Source organism: Nocardia sp. NPDC004260 (genome assembly GCF_053603155.1).
Window position 1 is genome coordinate 1 of sequence record NZ_JBSGEZ010000036.1, and the last position, 17,724, is coordinate 17,724.

Annotated in this window: 24 protein-coding genes; 7 read left to right on the forward strand and 17 right to left on the reverse strand. The window is 64.2% G+C overall.

Annotation, left to right across the window (positions count from 1 at the left end; all coding sequences use genetic code 11):
* Positions 1–329 precede the first annotated feature (329 nt).
* Positions 330–650 (forward strand): hypothetical protein, encoded by a 321-nt coding sequence (locus ACWEO7_RS21240; protein WP_452425490.1) that lies wholly within the window; start codon positions 330–332, stop codon positions 648–650.
* A gap of 72 nt (positions 651–722) precedes the next feature.
* Here ACWEO7_RS21240 and ACWEO7_RS21245 read toward each other — a convergent pair whose 3' ends face one another.
* From ACWEO7_RS21245 to ACWEO7_RS21300, 12 genes are all read right to left on the reverse strand, one after another.
* Positions 723–1,262, reverse strand: a complete 540-nt coding sequence (locus ACWEO7_RS21245) for a hypothetical protein (RefSeq protein WP_452425492.1) — start codon at positions 1,260–1,262, stop codon at positions 723–725.
* Between the two features lie 130 nt (positions 1,263–1,392).
* Positions 1,393–1,839, reverse strand: coding sequence for a hypothetical protein (locus ACWEO7_RS21250; RefSeq protein ID WP_452425494.1), 447 nt, complete (start codon positions 1,837–1,839; stop codon positions 1,393–1,395).
* Positions 1,840–1,917: 78 nt separating this feature from the next.
* Complete coding sequence (locus ACWEO7_RS21255; RefSeq protein WP_452425496.1) at positions 1,918–2,475, reverse strand: hypothetical protein; 558 nt, start codon at positions 2,473–2,475, stop codon at positions 1,918–1,920.
* Positions 2,460–3,320, reverse strand: coding sequence for a hypothetical protein (locus ACWEO7_RS21260; RefSeq protein ID WP_452425498.1), 861 nt, complete (start codon positions 3,318–3,320; stop codon positions 2,460–2,462). The genes ACWEO7_RS21255 and ACWEO7_RS21260 overlap by 16 nt, the downstream gene beginning before the upstream one ends.
* A 2-nt stretch (positions 3,321–3,322) precedes the next feature.
* Positions 3,323–3,634, reverse strand: coding sequence for a hypothetical protein (locus ACWEO7_RS21265; protein WP_452425500.1), 312 nt, complete (start codon positions 3,632–3,634; stop codon positions 3,323–3,325).
* A complete protein-coding gene (locus tag ACWEO7_RS21270) occupies positions 3,634–4,218 on the reverse strand; it encodes a hypothetical protein (RefSeq protein WP_452425502.1) in 585 nt (194 codons plus the stop codon). Before ACWEO7_RS21270 ends, ACWEO7_RS21265 begins: the two co-directional genes overlap by 1 nt.
* 137 nt (positions 4,219–4,355) lie before the next feature.
* Entirely contained in the window at positions 4,356–5,132 is a 777-nt protein-coding gene (locus tag ACWEO7_RS21275) for an ESX secretion-associated protein EspG (RefSeq protein ID WP_452425504.1), read from the reverse strand.
* 97 nt (positions 5,133–5,229) lie between these two features.
* Positions 5,230–6,396 (reverse strand): WXG100 family type VII secretion target, encoded by a 1,167-nt coding sequence (locus ACWEO7_RS21280; RefSeq protein WP_452425506.1) that lies wholly within the window; start codon positions 6,394–6,396, stop codon positions 5,230–5,232.
* On the reverse strand, positions 6,393–6,872 hold the full coding sequence (locus ACWEO7_RS21285; RefSeq protein ID WP_452425508.1) for a hypothetical protein: 480 nt from the start codon (positions 6,870–6,872) through the stop codon (positions 6,393–6,395). Before ACWEO7_RS21285 ends, ACWEO7_RS21280 begins: the two co-directional genes overlap by 4 nt.
* Positions 6,873–6,914: 42 nt before the next feature.
* Positions 6,915–7,481, reverse strand: coding sequence for a DUF3558 domain-containing protein (locus ACWEO7_RS21290; protein WP_452425510.1), 567 nt, complete (start codon positions 7,479–7,481; stop codon positions 6,915–6,917).
* 208 nt (positions 7,482–7,689) lie between these two features.
* Positions 7,690–7,902, reverse strand: coding sequence for a DUF397 domain-containing protein (locus tag ACWEO7_RS21295; RefSeq protein ID WP_452425512.1), 213 nt, complete (start codon positions 7,900–7,902; stop codon positions 7,690–7,692).
* A complete protein-coding gene (locus ACWEO7_RS21300; protein WP_452425514.1) occupies positions 7,899–8,780 on the reverse strand; it encodes a helix-turn-helix domain-containing protein in 882 nt (293 codons plus the stop codon). The genes ACWEO7_RS21295 and ACWEO7_RS21300 overlap by 4 nt, the downstream gene beginning before the upstream one ends.
* Positions 8,781–9,030: 250 nt before the next feature.
* Between ACWEO7_RS21300 and ACWEO7_RS21305 the strand changes: the two genes are divergently transcribed.
* The gene (locus ACWEO7_RS21305) at positions 9,031–9,492 is read left to right on the forward strand and encodes a DNA-directed RNA polymerase subunit beta (protein ID WP_452425516.1); all 462 of its coding nucleotides are present in this window, start codon (positions 9,031–9,033) and stop codon (positions 9,490–9,492) included.
* Entirely contained in the window at positions 9,489–9,935 is a 447-nt protein-coding gene (locus ACWEO7_RS21310; protein WP_452425518.1) for a DUF4254 domain-containing protein, read from the forward strand. Before ACWEO7_RS21305 ends, ACWEO7_RS21310 begins: the two co-directional genes overlap by 4 nt.
* On the opposite strand, the gene ACWEO7_RS21315 is transcribed toward ACWEO7_RS21310, so the two are convergent.
* Positions 9,924–10,430, reverse strand: coding sequence for a peroxynitrite isomerase (locus ACWEO7_RS21315; RefSeq protein WP_412805199.1), 507 nt, complete (start codon positions 10,428–10,430; stop codon positions 9,924–9,926). The two genes, ACWEO7_RS21310 and ACWEO7_RS21315, sit on opposite strands and share 12 nt — an antisense overlap.
* A 107-nt stretch (positions 10,431–10,537) precedes the next feature.
* On the opposite strand from ACWEO7_RS21315, the gene ACWEO7_RS21320 reads away from it, so the two are divergent.
* Positions 10,538–11,884 (forward strand): TIGR03118 family protein, encoded by a 1,347-nt coding sequence (locus ACWEO7_RS21320; protein WP_450019225.1) that lies wholly within the window; start codon positions 10,538–10,540, stop codon positions 11,882–11,884.
* A 48-nt stretch (positions 11,885–11,932) separates the two neighbouring features.
* Here ACWEO7_RS21320 and ACWEO7_RS21325 read toward each other — a convergent pair whose 3' ends face one another.
* The 3 genes from ACWEO7_RS21325 to ACWEO7_RS21335 form a co-directional block, all read right to left on the reverse strand.
* Positions 11,933–12,433, reverse strand: a complete 501-nt coding sequence (locus ACWEO7_RS21325) for a hypothetical protein (RefSeq protein ID WP_452425520.1) — start codon at positions 12,431–12,433, stop codon at positions 11,933–11,935.
* Between the two features lie 247 nt (positions 12,434–12,680).
* Positions 12,681–13,739: a DNA polymerase III subunit beta family protein gene (locus ACWEO7_RS21330; RefSeq protein ID WP_452425522.1), complete on the reverse strand. Its 1,059-nt coding sequence runs from the start codon at positions 13,737–13,739 to the stop codon at positions 12,681–12,683.
* 267 nt (positions 13,740–14,006) lie between these two features.
* On the reverse strand, positions 14,007–14,357 hold the full coding sequence (locus tag ACWEO7_RS21335; RefSeq protein ID WP_452425524.1) for a winged helix-turn-helix transcriptional regulator: 351 nt from the start codon (positions 14,355–14,357) through the stop codon (positions 14,007–14,009).
* A 69-nt stretch (positions 14,358–14,426) separates the two neighbouring features.
* Here ACWEO7_RS21335 and ACWEO7_RS21340 point away from each other — a divergent pair, with 69 nt between their 5' ends.
* The 3 genes from ACWEO7_RS21340 to ACWEO7_RS21350 all read left to right on the forward strand — a co-directional run bounded on the left by ACWEO7_RS21340 (position 14,427) and on the right by ACWEO7_RS21350 (position 17,181).
* Entirely contained in the window at positions 14,427–15,185 is a 759-nt protein-coding gene (locus tag ACWEO7_RS21340; RefSeq protein ID WP_452425526.1) for an SDR family oxidoreductase, read from the forward strand.
* A gap of 491 nt (positions 15,186–15,676) precedes the next feature.
* Entirely contained in the window at positions 15,677–16,588 is a 912-nt protein-coding gene (locus ACWEO7_RS21345; RefSeq protein ID WP_452425528.1) for a phosphotransferase, read from the forward strand.
* A gap of 149 nt (positions 16,589–16,737) precedes the next feature.
* Positions 16,738–17,181, forward strand: coding sequence for a DUF4254 domain-containing protein (locus tag ACWEO7_RS21350; RefSeq protein ID WP_356961367.1), 444 nt, complete (start codon positions 16,738–16,740; stop codon positions 17,179–17,181).
* Here the strand turns inward: ACWEO7_RS21350 and ACWEO7_RS21355 are convergent, their stop codons facing one another.
* The gene (locus ACWEO7_RS21355; RefSeq protein ID WP_450019213.1) at positions 17,182–17,679 is read right to left on the reverse strand and encodes a hypothetical protein; all 498 of its coding nucleotides are present in this window, start codon (positions 17,677–17,679) and stop codon (positions 17,182–17,184) included. It abuts the gene before it with no gap.
* Positions 17,680–17,724: the final 45 nt, after the last annotated feature.

Genomic DNA, 17,724 nt, shown 5'->3' on the forward strand with positions numbered 1-17,724 from the left:
AAAACACCCAGCAACCAGAAGCCATCCAAACCCCCCGGGCCACGACCCCGCCGAACAGGATAAAAACCCAGCTCAGAGGTTAAAACTCAAGCTAGTGGACATAGCGACTGTTCCGAAGCGCCGCGGGCGCAACCTCTCTCCGAGAGCACCTGTTTCGAGCCCGCTATCGTGGACCTCAACCGTGCTGTCGAGCGCGTTGCGTCGGAGGGGGATACGTTGACCGAGCGGAGCGGTGCCGGAATCGTTATGTGGGGCAGCCGAGCCGGACTCGGCTGGGCTCCCACGCGGGTTTGTCCTACCCGTCGATCCGCGCAGGCAGGAATCGAAGCATGAACGGTCGGCCTCCACTGCTCCCGGCCGGCCCCGGGCGGGTCCTCGACGTCAAGGCCATCCTGGACGGAACCGTAGACATGAGCACCTACCGGCGCAAATACTTGGTCATCTGCGCACAGCCCCGACGCAATCTGGCATGGGACATGGGCCTGACCAAGCCCGACCACAACGGAACCCTGTCGACTCTGACCGCCTGCATCGAATGGCTGGACGTCTACTTCGGCTGGGAGCTGGTGAGCGTCTTCACCCGCCAGGTCGACAAGTACTACATCCACCACGCGATGCTGCGGCGTCGAGCCCCGCATCAGCAGGTTTGAACCTCACTTCGCCGATCCGGCTGCGCTGTTCGGCGACCATGGTCGGCCGAAGAAACGCACAGCCGTCCGGCCCTACCACCTCCGGTTGTGGACGGTCCGTTTGGCGGCGATCCAGCGTCCGGTCGGCTTCATCGCGGCAAGGACAAGAGCGATCAGCACGGGCGTCGCAAGGATGAGCAAGGCCGGTTTCCCCGTGTGGTCGACCATGGCGACGACGTAGATCACCCCGAGCACGGAATCGATGATCACCAGTACCCTGCCGACTGTGGTGCGAAAGATCAGCAGGACCGCTCCGAGTACATAGAGGATGGCCGCGCCCCCGACCAACTCGAGGGTCACGGCCATTTCGCCCGACCAGTACTTCCGGTTGTCGTATGCGAACGTGGCCCCAGAGAAGGTTCCGACGGCGCACATCAGCCCTATGCCCAGTGTTATCGCAGCCGCGAAGATCGCGGTGGCACCGCTGGGCGGGGGTGGTTCAGGACGGCCGAACCCCGGCGGCGGCAGCTCGCGGCTGACGCCGCCATATGGATACCCCATGGGAATCCCCCTCTCCTTCGGTCGAAATCGCCTCACCATCAACAGCTTCAGCCGCTCGCCGGTAGCTTCCACTGCGGAGTCGATCGCTACGACTTCGACACTTTTCTGGTCAGCTCGATGAGGAACTGAGCAGCCCTATGTATGTCCTCGTCCGTCAGATGCAGGATGCCACTCGCCGTTCGGGTTTCGGACTCAGTTATTCTCAGTTGACCATTCCACTCTCCGATTCGGGTGGCGAAACGACTTCGATACCGGGATTCTTCGTATCTGTACGCATATCTTGAACCAAAATCGATTCATTTAGTTCTGTCTTCCTCGTAAACCCTACGGCACCGTCGGTCGGGTCCAGGGCGTTCGGGGCATTCCGTAACGATATCGAGCCATTCGATCTCTGGCTGTCCGTGTTGATTACGGTGCAACTTCCGCTTGGCGAAATCGCTTCATTCAATCCAAAGAGCGGGACCGAAGTCGAGCCAACTGCGCCCAGTTGTTTACCGAAGAAAGTCAGCAGCGAATCGCACAAGCTGCCCTGCGTGATGGTAGTCAGCGGCTCCGGGAGTGGTGGCGAAGGGGAATGAGACTCAGAGCACCCGGTCGCAAGTGCGGCAGCGCTTACGGCCACCACCATGACCCGAACGATCTCGATCACAGTAGGAGTTTCCAATCTGATTTTCGCCCTCGTTTACCCGCACACCTATGCTTTGATGTCGCGGGCACTATCAGTTACTCATCTTTTCAGAGTGTGAATCATGTCGACGAGCACCTGCGCGCCCAGCAGGGCGCCTTCGTCGTCGCCATTCTTGAATTCGATTTGGCCCTCCCACCCGTCGATGCTTGCCGTTAGTTTGTAGTACGGGCGCGCAGTGGTCGGATCCAGATAATCCGGTATAGGCTCCACGACCTCTGTTACGGCTACGCCGCCGACTTGCAGGACGTGCGACGGGGGTTGCTTCGGTATTGATGACGACGTGCCCGAATTCATGTAAAACAGGGAAACATTACCGAGGTACTCCTTCCGTCCAGGTGTCTGATAGCTGCATCCATTGCCGCCCCCGATTTTCGTGCTCATCGGCCTGGTGGCGTCCACGGTGATCTCGAGATTCGAGGTGCCATACCGGGTGGAGAAGAAATTTTTCGGAAAATCGCACAGTTCCTGGAGGGTGTGGTTGCTCTCGACTGCAGAAGATTTATCATGATCGGAATGCGACAGCAAGCTGCAACCCGAAAGAACTAACGAGATGATCGCAATGGGTACAAGTTGACGGGCCGTCACATCGCCGCCCATCGGGGTCCGGGGGAATCGGTGTCGAAGTCGTTGGAACAGCTCTGAGGCCAACTATTGTTGAGGAATCCTTTGGGGTCCTGGGTGGAATCGGTGATTTTCGCGATATTCTGCCTTTCGGCGCTAAGGGCTTTGACCAGCCTATTCCCATATGCGACGGTCTTCTTGATGATATTGGCCAGAGCATCGATGGCATCCGAAATTCCCCACGGAGTCGCGGCTCCGGAGCCTATCTTGGTCAGAGCTGCGCCGAAATCTGCGAGAAATCCGACGATGTCCTCGACAATGCCGGAATGGAAATCCCAGGCGGAGTCCGATATAGATGCCAGGCAGTCACTAAGCTTGTCGCAGACCGCTTTGGCAGAATCCAGCGCCGTGTCCTGCAGTAGACGTGTCGCCCCGTACCGAAGGGCTGCCGATCCCTGCCAGTAGCCGAGAATGGAACCTTTGTTGACTTCGTTGTTCTGGGCCTCGCCAATCGTGGCCTTCAGGCTCAGCCATTGTTCGCTGGTTTGCAGAAAGGCAATAGGTGCCCGTAAACCCTGTATGCCGTCGTGCAAGTCGTCCAGAAGCTCTCGGATGGAATTTTTGATTCTCTCTTTATGTTCTTGCATGTAGCCTGTAAGGTCGTCATGAGTGATCGCCCCATAAGCTGCTCCGGCGACTCCGGTGATCGGTGAGAGGAGGAATGGTATTCCGAGGCCTGCCCCTTCCAGTGCGGCTACGGCTGTCGCAGCCTTATCGAATGCCGCGTCGACTTCGGCCGGCTGATTTCGGATCTCCTCAACCTTGTCGGCGAACTGGTCGAGCACGGCATTCAGATCGTCGAGACTCTTCGTGGCTCCCACAACTATTCCTCGTCGAGTTTGATCAGAACATTTGCGAAGCTTTGATCTTGCTCCGCATACACTTTGGCGACGTGCGCGAGGACGTCTCCGATCGATTGTGTCTCAGCATGTCCCTCGGTCAGTCTGTCCTGCATGTATTGTGCGGCTGCGACCTGGGCAGCCCAAGCCTCCTGATACAATGCCCATACGACTTCTTTATTACTGTCTCGGATTTCTTGTGCTTTTTGGGCGGCGTCGCCGAGGTGATCGGATGCGTGTGCCCAAGCATTGGATGCGGAAATCAGCTGATTGAGATCCGCCGAGAAATCGACCATCAGACACTCCTCATCAGGTATTTCTTGTACTCTTCGAGTTCGTATTCGAGTTCGTCGTCGGAGCGCTGGGACCACGATCCATCTTCATGAAATTTCGGACGCTGACCGCGTATTTGATTCGCGCAGTCGATGATATCGTGGGCTATATACGATGGGCTTACGGTTGCCGCCCACTTCGAATCGATATCGATGCTACTGATACGGGAGATGCTTGCGGTCACCGTAACAGAATGCGATCCGAAATCTGTCCACGGGCCTCGGCCGATGAATTCGTCATGTCCGCGGACAACTCGCTCTACAGTTTCGAATTCGGTGAGCGTCTGTGTATCCAGCAGTGTGATCATTTGCGCCCGGCGGGAGGGGGATGCGCTCAGCGCGGCGAACTTCCCCTGGGCGATGGTCGGCGCATCATGGCGCCAGAGGGCGATGTAGTAGCAGGTCATCGCGGCGGCGGAGAGATCCGGTGGATCCAAGCGGGCGTGCAGGTTCCGGTCCGCGTCGACGGTGATAGGAAGGCGGCCGTCATCCAGATTCATCGTGAACAAGCCCGCACCGATCAAGCGAATATCCACCTGCTCAGTCACCAATACCACCTCGCATCGGGGGCATGTGCACCTTCAGTCCTCACTGCGGCATCCTCTCCTCGGTGCTGTCGGTCGACCTACAGCGGTTCTCTGTACTACTTGGACGTTGTGTGACCGGGTTCGGTTCCAGTGGATCGCTACCAACTTTCGGGGCGGGCGGCCGCGAGGCGTTGGAGGGCTTGGTCGATCCAGGTTGTGAAGTGGGTGGTCAGGTCGGTGGGGGTGGTGGGGCGGACGGTGATGTGGTCGGTGCGGTGTTCGGTGTAGCGGCCGTCGGCGGAGATGTCGTGCCACTGGAGGACTTTGGTGGGTTTGGTGTGGGTGTGCAGGGGGGCGGTGATGAGGACGGCGGTGCCGCCGCCGTCGACGGGGCGGCCGAGGAGGCGTTGGTATTGCTCGCGGGGGGTGTTGCGGGCGTTGTCTTGGAGGTAGGTGTCGGGGCGGGGGATCAGGTCGTCGGGGTGGAAGGTGGCGGGTTTCTCCGCTCCGGGGGCGCAGGCGGGGATGGCGTTCACGAGGCGTGCCGGGAGTTGTTCGGCGGGGAACATGCGGGCGCGGATGGGGCCGTGCTCGTGTTGGTTGCCCGCTTGGCTGAGGATGACGGCGCGGTAGCTGTCGCGGGCGCCGAGGATCCGGTACTCGCGGATGTCGTCGGGGCCGGTGCTGTTCTTGTGCTTGCAGGTGCCGCCGAGGATTTCGATTCGGAGATCTGAGTCGCCGAGGGTGCGGAAGGCCGCGGCGATCTCGTCTAGTTCGTCCACGGAGTAGCGGTCCCAGACTGCGGTGCGGTGGGCGGCGAAGTCGTCGCGGAAGGCGAAACGGCTGGTGTAGCGCAAGGGGCTGGGGATGCGGTCGTGCGCGTCGCCGTACCAGAGAGCGGCGAAATCGTCCGGTTCCCAAATCCATTCAGCCATGTGGGGTCCAATCCGGCCGCGTCGGAGCGGCCACTATCCACGCACGCCCGCTACCTGTGGATGCGGGCGTGCGCCGAGTCGAGAAGTATGCGGGCGATCAGTCGGGGTTGCCACCGATGACGCCGCCGGGCAGCGTTCTCGGGGGCTCGCCGAGCAGCTCGTCGGTGTTCTCCTGGGTGATCAGGTAGTCCGGTGTCTTGTGCTCGGATTCGTCGTCCTTGCCGCTGCCGCGAGAGCCGTGCGGCATCATGCCCGACGTTCCGTTCGTGCCTCGCAGTCCGGAGGTCGTCCGCGCCGCGGTTGCTGGATTCACCGATGTGTTCGGCGTTCCCGGTGCGCCCGCGATGCTGCGTCCCGGTTGCGGCTGGTTCGTTGTGCCGGGCGTGCCGGGGCTGCTCGGTGTGCCCGGGCTGTGCGGGGTCGGGGTGCCCGTCGACGTGGTTTTCGTCGGGTCCGTGGTGGAGGCGGGAGTGGTCGACGTGGGGTCCACGCCGGCGGGCTTGGTCGTGGTATCGGACGCCGTCGTGTCGGAGGATTGCTGGTTCTGAGTCGACTCGTCGGTGGACTGCTGCTGCTCTTCGGTGCTCGTCGCGTCGGGCTTGCCGTCGCCGTCCTTGTCGCCGGGAGTGCCGGAATCGGTACTGGTAGGACCGTTGCCGGAGTCGTTCGACGAGGGGCCGCCGCTGTCGTCGCTGTGGTATCCGCCAGGCGGAGGCGCTGGGATGTCCACCGACGCGGTCGGGCCGACCGGCGTGGGCAGCACCGGAATCTTGCCGTCCATCTCGCTGAACGGCTGTACGTAGTATTCCTGCATCGCGACGCGCGCGGATTGTTCGGCCAGGAAGCGTTCGCTCGACAGGTTCCAGCGCCTCGGATGGAAAATGCGATCCTCGAACGGGATGTTGACGAGGTCGGGTACGGCCTTCTTCGTATCGGTGATCGCGGTGGCGGCGTCGCGAACCCGGTAGTACAGCTCCTCGAGGGAAGTCGTCAGATTCTGCGCGTCGCTGGTGTATTTGGCGATGGAGCTCTTGGACTGCTCCGCTGCGGGGCCGGACCAGGCTTGCGCAATGGAAGTCTGGATGGAGCGCGCGAAAGTCTCAACACCTCGCTCCCACTCGTTGCGAGCTTGCCAGTACGTGTCAGCTTGGGTGAACGTGTCGGTGGGGTCGAGCGGCTTGAACGTGTCGTTGATACGGGAGTGTTCCCAGCTGTCGGGGTGCTCACCACCGTTCGGGATGCGCTTGTCCTCGTAGCCGTTCATTTGTCCGTTCCATTCGGGAGCCTGGGCGGTGAGAACTGGACTCCGACGGGCGGGCGCTCGGGCAGGGTAGTGTTCAAGCGGTTGAAATCTGCGGCAAAGTCGCTGTCTACCTGCATGATTCGATCACGGGCGAGCCGATGCACCTCTTGGATGTCCTCGACGATCCGATAGTGATCTTCCATGATCTGATAGACGCTGTTGTTGTCTTCCGCGCCGCGGGCCTTCTTTTTGAATCTATCGACCAAGGTTTGTGCCGAGACCATGTCGCCGTCGCCCTCACCCAAGCCCCAGTGATCTTGCCGGGATATGAAGTCCATGGACCTCTGAATCGATCGAATAGCGATTTTGAAGTACTCGCAGTCGCGGTCTATGTAGATGAAATCCTCCGCGGACATCTGGATGCCTAGTTGTCCCTCCTGCGCTGCGTTCAAGATGTTGGCCATCGGCCGAGGCGGCTGCGTGCTGTCGTCACCCATGTGCTACTTCCCTCCCGGTGAGTTCGATCGCATCAGCGTATTTCAAACTGTGGCAGGCATTGTCGGCACTACCTTCTCTGCCAAAGTCTTCGCGAGCGCGCATGTGTCGAGTTGACCGGTCTTACGGTTCGACGGTGGGTTACTCAGGAAGAACTCGAGGCTTCCGCCCTTCATCTCCACATTGATCGTGCAAACCGCGTCAGGGTGCTCTTCGACCTGCCGTGTGGAGATGGCCCGGCGACCGTTGATGGTGTATTCGTGCGTATCTGCGAACTTTTTGTCTCGCACCATGTCTACAGTGATATTTGTTGTGGTTATGGCGGGTGCGTATCCGTCGGGCTGGACCCAGCCGCAACCGCGCCACTTGATTCCCCCCGATGCGTTGTGGTCTTCATTGGTTCTGTGGCGCAGACTTTCTGAATCGAGCACGCTCTGGGGGACGTCGCTGCACGGGTCGTAGCCGGTGGGCACGTCCGAGGCAATGGTCGGGCTGGTGGACGTGGCTCTGGTCGGCGCGGCATCATCGGCTGTGGAATCGCAGCCTGTCAGAATGAGTGTGATACCAACGGCGAGGATGGTCAGTCGCCGCGAATTCCGCCCTGATGTCATCTAGTCCCCTCGCGCACCGGTTTGTTGTACCTGGCCTCTCCAGGGCCGGACCGGCTCCTCCGCCCCCTGCAGTGAATGTTGACGCTACCGGCGCGATTTCGCGGGTGCAAGCGACCTGACATGCATCGAACACGAGGAACCCGTCCAGTTCAGCGAATGCCCCGGCCTCGCGCGAGGAGCAGGCCGGGGCTGTGGGCGAGCGGCTTGGTCAGGACTGCGGGAGTTCTAGTTCGCCGCAGGCTATGCGCACAGTGAACGAGTCCCACTCGCTCGGTCCGAACACCAGAACCGGGCCGGTGGGATTCTTCGAGTCACGTACACCCACGCAGCCCTCGCGGAGGAACGCGACCTCGACGCAGTCCCTATCCGCGCTGCTGAAGCTGCTCTTGAACCAGGTAGCAGCGGGTGCGATGGCGCTCATTCGGCATACTCCTCGGCGATATTGCGGATGAGGGATCGGCTGCTCTCCTGGTCGAGGGCCGATCGCAGGATGTCGGCGTACGCCTGACGGTATCGCCGGACCTCGTCAAGCTTCTCAAGATACAGGTCCCCGGTGAATCCCTGCACGTAAACGATCGGTGGTTCGGTGAGATGGGCGATCGGGTGCTCAGGAAAGTCGAGAATCACGAACGAGCCGACATTCAGTCCTTCGTAGGCCTCCGCTGCGAGAGGAACCACCCGTACCGAAACATGGGATCGTTCACCGACTTGCAGCAGGTGTCGGAGCTGACCTTCCATGACCGAGGGTCCGCCGATCGCCCGGCGCAGTGCGGACTCATCGATGACAGCTTCGAAGCGCACCGGGTCGGAGTCGTTGTCCAAGCGCGACTTCCGCTGCCTGAATGCCGCGATCTTTCGTTCGACCTCCGACCCGGACATCGCCGCGAAGCGGACCCAGATCAAGGCGCGCCGATACTCCTCGGTTTGCAGTAATCCCGGGAGCAGGGTCGTTTGGAAGGAGAAGATGCGTTTGGCTGTCGCCTCCAACTCCACGAAGAGGTTGAAGTCCTCGAGAATGATGTCATTGAACGCATGCCACCAGCCGGTGTGCTTGGTCTCCTCGACCAGGTTGAGCAGGATGGCGGTGCGCTCGTCGGATGCCCCGTACAGCTTGCACAGTCCTTCGATGACCAGCGGATACAGCCGGACGGACTGCCCGGTCTCGATCCGCCACAGGGTCTGTTTGCTCACGTCGATCGCGTCACGGGCGTACTCCGCGCTGATGCCCGCGTTGATTCGCAGCGCCCGAAGCTGACGCCCCAGCATCCGGCGAGGCAGGGTGGAACCTGTTGAAGTCACGACTAATCCCTTTCGTAGCCGAACTAGTTGTCGGGTACCTAACTGGAACCTTGTGGCGGGGGGCCTTGGAACCTGGGCGATTTACGCCCGATTCCACCACTGAGAACGTTCCCGCCCAGCAATGTCCGGTGCTCTACTGATCGCCACCGGTCCGAATCGAAGAAGTGCTGAAACCTTAACCGCGCCAACGGTTCCAGGTCCAGCGACCGGGATTTTTCACGTATCGAACTAGGGGAATCGAGGCTGGCGAATGAATCATGCGGCATTCGCGGACACTCCCGCATCCCGCTGCGCGTTTTACCGCCGCACCTGTGGGCTGCCCGCCGGGATACATCCGGAGATCGGCCGCATCGTCGTGAAGGCGGGGGTGGTGGGCGGGATCACGATGCCCGACAGGCTAGGGCAGTGCGTGCGCGACGACATGCTTTTTCGCGGCCAGGCGATCGGCCCGGTGGTCGCGCATATCCGTTCTCACCGATGGACTTTCCTCTGCAGGCCGGATCTACCCGACGACGTGCGGTTGTTCGCCGCGTTGTTCCGGATCGACGTTTCGATCGTGCCGTTCGGCAGTGAAATCGCGCTGCCGTCACCCGCCGACGCGAACGGCGTATTCCGCCGATGGGTGGTGGCGCCACGGGATACGTTTCGTCCTTCCGGGATGGTGATCGTGAACTGCGTGCTGGCCCGCGCGGGCGGAAAGGGTGCGGTATGAGCGAGGGACTGCCGACGCGAAGTCAACTGCTGCACGCTTGCCGGGAGGACTCCCCGCCGCCGGGGCATCCGGTGCTGCTGCGGGCCCGCACCCTGACTGAACTGCATATTCGCCGCATCCGGGTGAACAGGGAATGTGGCTGCGGGGGCGATGGGCACCGGGCCCAGTTGATTCGGGACATCGACCGCTGGATCGAGGTTCGCTTGCCCACGGCGCGCGGCGGAGCCTATCTGCACACCGAGTCGTTCGGCTCGGTGGTCGACCGTCTGGCGCGCCTCAGCGCGTGCGCGTACGCCGCCATGGCCGACGACCAGGAATGGGACCTCTGGTTCGCGTGGGAGCGGCTGGCCGAATCGGCGGTCGCTTATGAAGACCTGGTCAGCGAGCTGAGCAGTGGGCGGCGCCGGTTGCCGAGTACTTTCCGGCCCGGGTCAATTCCGTAGCAGGGTGGCGGCGAGGTGATGTTGCAGGGGTTCGCCGACCGCCGCCATCCGAAGTGTGTAGTCGATGGTGTCGCCGGACAGGTGCAGCGACCGGCCGAGGGCGGTCACGAGTTTCGCCGTGCCGCTGCGGCCGAGGGCGGTGGAGTCCAATTCCATGCGCAGCGTGCCGTCCTCGACGGCGAGTGAGCCCTCGCAGATTTCGGTGATGCCGGTGGGATGGGCGAGGATCAATTCGACGCGGTCGGGGCGCGGGCAACGCAGATAGCCCGTCTCGGCGTGCAGCGGCCTGCCGTCGTCGGTGGCGCGGGTCTTCTGCCGGTAGGTGAGGAACGGGCGGCCGAGATGGCCGAACCGGATTTCCTCGACATAGCCGAACGGCTGAATGGTCGGGTATTCACCCTGCCCATTACCGCGCCACGTGCCGAGCAGTGGAGCGAGCGGAGCGATATCGGGGTGCAGGGCAATCGCAGGCTGGGGTTCGGCCACGGCGAACAGCCTAAACCCGTACTTGTCGAACCGTTCGGGTACTCCCTAATTTGCCTCAGGCTAAGGTTAGCTTCGCCTTATCACCAATGTGGTGTGGTCGGAAAGGAAACAAGAAGTTGAACGGACGCTGGAATGAGTCGCGCCGTGGCGGTACGCCCCGGTCGCGGACCCGAAGTGGTCTGCTGCGCGCGTCGGCGCTTGGCGTCGCGCTGGTCGTGGCGGCCGGCTGCTCGGACTCGAAGTCGGACGAGGTGCCCGCGCTCGACGGCAACAAATACGTCCAGACCAATCTCGCGGCCAACAACGCGGAGTACAAGGCGCAGTTCGTTTTCCCCGACCTGGTGAACGCCTGGGGGCTGGCCAACCGCCCCAAGGGCGCCGGTGGGCACTTCTGGGTCGGCGCGGGCGGCAAGTCGTTCCAGTTCGTCGGCGACGTGACCAAGTCCTCGGACGACAAAGTGCACAAGCTGTTCCAGGACCCGCTGAAGATCGTCACCATCCCCGGCGCCGACGCCGACACCTCGGACAAGAGCGCGGGCAAGACCACCGGCGTGGTGTTCAACCCGGCGCCGATCACCTCCGATCTGTTCGTCGTCCACGATCAGCCGGTGGAGGAGGAAGGCGGGCCGCTGAACGGATCGGCGCGGTTCATCTTCGCGACCGACTCCGGCAAGATCTCCGCCTGGACCGAGCTGGGCTTCGAGGGCCGGATCGTGCGTCATGACGGCCCCGCCAACCTGGTCTTCGACGGTCAGTCGCAGGGGATGCAGTTCTTCGGGATCGCGCTGGCTCCCTCCGGTGACAAGCTGCTTGCCGCGGATTTCGGCGCCGACCCGCAGGTGCGGACGTTCGACAAGAACTGGCAGTTGATCCCGACCACCGGCTTCGCCAACCCGTTCGCCACCGGCGACGCGATCGACCCGGCCGCGCCGGAAAAGGGCAAGAAGGCCAAGCCCGGCGATCCCGCGCCGTTCAACGTCTCGACCATCGGCAACCGGGTCTTCGTCGCCTATGCCACCACCCAGCCGGACGAGAAGGACGCGACCAAGTTCGATGCCGGTGAGGAGGACTCGCTGGACAAGGACAAAGAGGGCGGCAAGCCGGACAAGGGCAAGCTCGCCGAGTTCGACGCCAACGGCAAACTGGTGCGCATCATCGACGACGGCAAGCGCCTCAACGCCCCGTGGGCGGTGACGATCGCGCCGGACGGGTTCGGTCCGCTCAGCGGCAAACTGCTGGTCGGCAACTTCGGCGGCGCCGGGCACGTGCTGGCCTACGACGACACCACCGGCAAGTTCGCCGACTACCTGCGCGATGCCGACGGCAAGCCGGTCGCCATCGAAGGACTGTGGGCGCTGATGTTCGGCAACGGCGAGAGCCTCGGTGACGCCGACTCGCTGTACTTCACCGCGGGACCCGACGACGAGAAGGACGGTCTGTTCGGCAAGCTTCGCTTGAAGTAGCCGCGCTCCGCGGCAGCCCGCACCGAATCGGTGCGGGCTGCTCGCGCTTCAGCGGCCTCCGGTCGGCGCCGAGGCCCTGGGTTCGGTGCGCCGTTCGCGGATAGCCGACTCGACTTCGTCGACCGCCGTTCGGATCGTCGCCCCGTAGCCGTCGTCGGCGAGCGTGTGCAGACATGTATGAGCGGCATCGATTTCGCGCTGTGCCGCGTCGAACGAGCCGAGCCTGCGATAGTCGTCGGCGAGATTGAGGTGCAGCGACGGGTAGAACGCCGCCACCCGCAGTGATCCGTCGAATGTTCGAGCGCGAGCGTCCGAAAGGCTGTCGGCGGCGTCCAGTGCGCGGAGGTCCCAGGTGAGCGCTTCGGCGGCGTCGTCGTACAAGTCGGCCAGGTAGTGGGCGAGGGTGCACCGGTGCAGTGGGTCGCCCTGTGGGCCGAGCGACGCCCATACGGCGAGCAGAGCTTCCCGCGCGTCGTCCGGACGGCCCTCGCGGCCGAGCGCGACAGCGCTGGTGATGGTGTTCATGGTGTGGTCGTGGGCCGGGTTCATGCGGATCTCCTTCAGGTGGGGGATGGACGCGGATCGTTTCGTGTGCGAGGCCGGATAGCCGGCTTCGGCGTCGGGCGGCCGATCGATCGGAAGTAGTGGCGGGCGCTTGCGATCCCGAGAAGGGTGATCGATCGGAAATAGTGGCCGCGGGCGGGCAACCGCGACCGCGAGATGGGCGTTCGGATCGTGGTGCCGCCGGGGTGGGAGGGACGCGGTTGCGCGAGTAATGGCCGTAGGCGCGGATGACTTATTCGGCGGCGTCGTGGTGCGGGGGCCGGACCGGCATGGCCAGGGTGGTGAGGTCGCCGTCGGTGGCGGAGCGCAGAATCACCGGCTGATCGGCTGCGATGATGTCGAGCATGAGATCGGGGCCGAGCGCGGTGTGGACGGCGGGCAGCAGTGTCGCGGGGTCGAACGACAGTGTGACGGCGGAGCCGGTGACCTTGGCGGGCAGGCAGTGCACATCTCCCGACACCGATATCGAGATTTCCGTCGGCTGAATCGCGAATCGCACTGATTCGTCCGATTTTTCGAGAAGATGCAGCAGCAGATGCCGGGCGACGACCGCCCTGGCGCGCACCGGTCCCAGCCCCGCCAGTAAGGCGCGGTGGTCGGGGAAGGGAGCGTCGATGACGGCCGGTCGGTGTTCCGCGCCGCCTCCCGTCAGAAGCAGCCCGCCGCCGGACGGTGCGGCGACGACCTCGTCCATGCCGCGCAATCGGTCGGTGATCGACTCGAGTCCGTTCGAATCGAGTACCACGGACCACTCGCCGCCGTGCTGCCGGTTCGCCACCACGCTGCGCGTGGACAGCCGGTAGCGATCGGTCGCGGTGAGGGTTACCGCGTTGGCGCCCGCTTCCAGCAGAACGCCCGCCAGCACGGGTATCTCGCGCGTACGGGCGACGGCGGTGCGGACCTGATCGAGCGCCTCGGCCAGCGTCGCCGCATCGATCGCCACGTGCGCGCCGAGCGACTGTACGACCACGGCGGCGACGCGCGCGGCCTCGTCCGCTCGCCGCGCCAGTTCCGCGACGTGACGGTCGAGCAGGCATCGTGCCCGGCCGGTGTCACCGGCGAGAATCTCCGCGATGGTGTCCAGCGGCAGGTCGATCGAGCGCAGCTGCCGGATGAGCACCGCCCGCTCCCGCTGCGCCTCGGAGTAGTAGCGGTATCCGGTCAGTGGATCGACTCTGGCTGGAACGAGCAGGCCGCAGTCGTCGTAGAACCGCAGCGCGCTCGCCGTGAGCCCGCTGGCCCGCGCGAGCACGCCGATCGTGATCAACCCTGTCGACTCCGTACTCACCACCCGGCCATCATGGAGCCTCAACCAACTCGAAGGTCAACTTCCCGGCCGGGGCAACGAACCGCAGTCCATGTGTTCCGCCGTGGGAACACGACGCGCACTCCGCTGAGCTGCGTGAGGAGCCGAAGTTCTCGCAGCCCGCCAGGGTGCAGTGCACGCGCAGGGGTGTGGGAAAACGCGCCTTCCTTCGCCCTGACCATGCTGTGATTCGCGTCTCGTGCGTACAAGGTCGCCCCTCGCCGAACCGTAGAACGTCGAGTCTGGCGCGAGTCAGTCGGCCCCGGCCTCGGTGGGGGTCACGCGCCAGCGGCGCGACCAGTCCCAGACCGATCCGAGCGCCGTGCCGAGTTCGGCGCCCGCGGTGGTCAGTTCATAGGACTTGTCGGGGTTCTTCGCGATCAGGCCCGCGGATTGCAGGTGTTGCAGGCGGACCGAAAGCATGCTCGATGAGCAGTTGCCCATGCGTCGGCGCAGTTCGAGGAAGCCGAGGCGGTCGGGTTCCAATTCCCACAGGATGCGCAGGATCCAGCGTTGGCCGAGTAAGTCCATCGTGGCCAGCAACGGCGCGTTCGCCGGGTTGTCCCGCCCACGCGGCGGCTTGGGTTCGTTTGCGCTTCTCATTTAGAACCAGCATAGTGGTTCTGAATCAGAAGCACTGGCCCGGGTGCCGGGCGGACCGAAAGGGAGACGGTGGACGAGCGGACCGGTCGACGAATCGTTCTGATCACGGGCGCCTCCCGCGGGATCGGCGCGGAGACCGCCCGGGTGCTCGCGGCGCGCGGCGACCACGTCGTGATCAACTACCGGGAGAAGGCCAGGCGGGCCGACGCGCTGGCGGAGTCGATCCGGCAGGCGGGCGGCAGTGCCGCCACTGCGGGCGCCGACATCGCCGACGCGGATTCGGCCCGGGCGCTGGTCGCCCAGGTCGCGGAGGAGTTCGGCCGTCTGGATGTGCTGGTGCTGAACGCGTCGGGTGGGCTGGAGCGCAATGCCCGGCCCGACTACGCCATGGCCCTCAATCGTGACGCGCAGGAACGGCTCGTGCGGCTTGCCCTGCCGCACATGCCTTCCGGTGCGCGGATCGTTTTCGTGACCAGCCATCAGGCGCACTTTCACGGCCGCAAGCCCGTCCCCGCCGACTACGAACCCATCGCCGCCAGCAAGCGCGCAGGCGAGGACGCGCTGCGCGCCATGATCCCGGAACTCGATGCCAGGGGCATCGCCCTGCACGTGGTCTCCGGCGACATGATCGATGGCACGATCATCGTCCAACTGCTGGAACGCCGAAATCCCGACGCCGTCGCCGCGCGCCGCGAGCACGGCGACTTGCCCACCGTCACCGAGTTCGCCACCGCGGTCGCCGATGCCACCGCCGCCACCGCTGACCCCGGCCACACCATCTACATCGGCGGTCTGGATTACCTCGACGCGCGAGAGATCACATCCTGAAACGACGCCGATCCGCAGGCGCGGCGCACTCCGGCCGTTGGCGGCAACCGGCCACGCCGGGTGTCGATCCCGCCGCGGGGGATGGAAGCGCTCCGGTAGTGCCGGGCGAACCCTCCGGAACGCGCTTCGAATTTCGCACCAATCCCCATCCGACGAGAGCGCGGAGACGCCCTGCGGCGCGAAAGCTGAACTGCCCGGAGTCGAAGCGCTTGCCCATGTGTGACGAGGTCGCCCTTGCGTTCGGCCTTGCCTCATGAAGAAGTGCGGCGGTGCACTGCCGATCCGAGCTCATGTGGGCGCGTAATTCGGTGGTGAGTTCCCGGTGCGGCTTGGACGATCGAATGATGGTGGATTACCTGGGCACCGCTCTGCGGATCGGATGGGCCGAGGTGCCGGAGCCGGTGCGAGCGGAAGTAGCGCGCGTGCTCGGAGACGCCGTCCACACTGCCGAGGACCAGGGCGGAGGGTTCAGTCACGGGGTGGCAGCGCGCTTGCGCGCCGTCGGCGGTGGCGCTGCCTTCGTGAAAGCGATCGAGGCGGAAGACGGTCTCGCGGTGATGTATCGGCGGGAAGCGCGGATCGCGGCTCGGCTCCCGGCGACGGTGCCCGCATCGCGATGCCGGTTCGCGACGGAGATCGCGGGGTGGTTCGTCGCGGTTTTCGACGATGTCGAGGGAGCGTTTCCCCGACTCGGCGAGCCGGGGGAGTTGCGTGACACTCTCGAGCTGGTGACGCGATTGGCGACGGAGCTGACTCCGAGCCCACTGGATGATGTGCCGACGGTTGTGGAAGCCTACGGACCGGAGCTGACCGGCTGGCGAACGTTCGTGACGGAAGGGCCTCCGGCGGACTTGGACGGTTGGTCCATGCGTCACCTGACGAAATTGGCCGAGCTGGAAGCCGCATGGCCGACGGCCGCGGTAGGAGACACCCTGCTGCACACCGATCTTCGGCCGGACAATATGGTGCGGCGGGCCGACGGTGCGGTGCTGGCGGTCGATTGGGCGTGGGCCTGCCGGGGCGCCGCGTGGATCGACCTCGTCGCGCTCGCGCCGTCGATCGCGGCCGCCGGTGTGGATCCGGATCCGATCATCGCCACCCATCCGGTGACTCGCGATGCGGACCCCGTGGCGGTCGACGCTTTCGTCTGCGCGCTCACGGGGTATTGGGCGGCGGCTTGCCGGAAGCCGGGACCGCCCGTTCGCCGCTGTTGCGTGAGCATCAGTCGGTGTTTGCCCGGCACGCCGGAGCGTGGCTGGCGTGTCGTCTCGGCTGGCGATAACCCCAGGAGATATGGCTCTATCGTTGAAAAACGCAAGGTCACTGGATATTTGCCAAAGCTTTGGAGGGTGGTGCGTGACCGGATAAATCGGTCAATGGGCGTGTCGCGTGCGCGGAAGTGATCGAATTCGACGCGACCCGCGCCACTCTCGGTCACGCTGGGCAGATGTGGATGTTCGGGCAGTGCCGGGACACCGGCGAGGCAAGGCATCGAGGGCGCGACCGAGACGCGTCCGCGCTGGTCGGAATGGGGGTCCGGAGAATGGAACAGGTGTCCGAGGCCCGGGTCATTCCGGGCAAGGAACTCCTGCTGGCTGCCTTCCGGGGCTTGCCGCACATGGATCATCCGATGCTGGAAGCGGCCGGAGAACTGGCTCAGCTGCACCAGACACGCGAACGCACTCCCGCGAGCCGGTGCGACAAACTCGACCGGCGTCGAGTGCAACTCGTGCGCGGCATCGACCGCTGGGTCACCCTGGCGACGCCGATCCCGCCGCCGGCCGCGCCCGAACACGCCGAGACCGTGGGCCACATCGTCGACCGGCTGGCCATGCTGGCCGCTCAGGCGTTCGTTGCGCTGGCGCACGCGCCGGAATCGGTCTTCTACGACGCGTGGGTCCGAATCGACGAATTGGCCGACGGCTACCAGGATCTCATCGACGACCTGCGCGCCGGAGCCAGACGACTACCCGACGGGCGCTACGACCGCTGGTAGCTACCGGCCCCGCCCGAACAGCCGGAACGAGCGGCGGCGCCGACGTGGCAGAGTCGCGTACACCATGGTCATGTCGGCGAAGACCTCCGCCTCCCGCTCGCGATCGGCGCCGAAATCGGCACGGCCGAGGACGTGTTCGATCGATTGCGGCGAAATCGAGGGCAGGACGACGGCCAACGAGGGCGGCAACGGATCGCCGCGTTCCTGGTCTCTGTGGTGACCCAAGAGCATGTGACCGATCTCGTGCAGGATGACGTGATCGGCGTTGCGGCCGGTCGCCGCGGCGTCGTAGACGATGATGTCGTCGTGCTTGCGTGCCACCCACAGGCCGCCTCCACCGCAACCCGTGTCCGCCAACATCGCCTTGGGCACCGGATGCAGGCTGATCGAGCGTCCGCGATGGGCGGCCACCGCGGCCAGGTAAGCGGTCAGATTCCACGGGTTCGGGAGGGGCACGGTCCGGGTGGCATCGCCGAAACGGGCTTCCATGCTGGTCATCGGCGCCCACCTTACCCATCGGTCGGCGACTAGTCATCTGCGGAA

Excerpts from the sequence above, each read along its gene's own strand:
- ACWEO7_RS21295 (WP_452425512.1), bottom strand. The coding sequence starts at position 7,902 with ATGAGCGCCATCGCACCCGCTGCTACCTGGTTCAAGAGCAGCTTCAGC.
- ACWEO7_RS21240 (WP_452425490.1), top strand. The coding sequence starts at position 330 with ATGAACGGTCGGCCTCCACTGCTCCCGGCCGGCCCCGGGCGGGTCCTC.
- ACWEO7_RS21280 (WP_452425506.1), bottom strand. The coding sequence starts at position 6,396 with ATGAACGGCTACGAGGACAAGCGCATCCCGAACGGTGGTGAGCACCCC.
- ACWEO7_RS21305 (WP_452425516.1), top strand. The coding sequence starts at position 9,031 with ATGAATCATGCGGCATTCGCGGACACTCCCGCATCCCGCTGCGCGTTT.
- ACWEO7_RS21355 (WP_450019213.1), bottom strand. The coding sequence starts at position 17,679 with ATGACCAGCATGGAAGCCCGTTTCGGCGATGCCACCCGGACCGTGCCC.
- ACWEO7_RS21285 (WP_452425508.1), bottom strand. The coding sequence starts at position 6,872 with ATGGGTGACGACAGCACGCAGCCGCCTCGGCCGATGGCCAACATCTTG.
- ACWEO7_RS21290 (WP_452425510.1), bottom strand. The coding sequence starts at position 7,481 with ATGACATCAGGGCGGAATTCGCGGCGACTGACCATCCTCGCCGTTGGT.
- ACWEO7_RS21255 (WP_452425496.1), bottom strand. The coding sequence starts at position 2,475 with ATGGGCGGCGATGTGACGGCCCGTCAACTTGTACCCATTGCGATCATC.
- ACWEO7_RS21275 (WP_452425504.1), bottom strand. The coding sequence starts at position 5,132 with ATGGCTGAATGGATTTGGGAACCGGACGATTTCGCCGCTCTCTGGTAC.
- ACWEO7_RS21335 (WP_452425524.1), bottom strand. The coding sequence starts at position 14,357 with ATGAGAAGCGCAAACGAACCCAAGCCGCCGCGTGGGCGGGACAACCCG.
- ACWEO7_RS21310 (WP_452425518.1), top strand. The coding sequence starts at position 9,489 with ATGAGCGAGGGACTGCCGACGCGAAGTCAACTGCTGCACGCTTGCCGG.
- ACWEO7_RS21265 (WP_452425500.1), bottom strand. The coding sequence starts at position 3,634 with ATGGTCGATTTCTCGGCGGATCTCAATCAGCTGATTTCCGCATCCAAT.
- ACWEO7_RS21325 (WP_452425520.1), bottom strand. The coding sequence starts at position 12,433 with ATGAACCCGGCCCACGACCACACCATGAACACCATCACCAGCGCTGTC.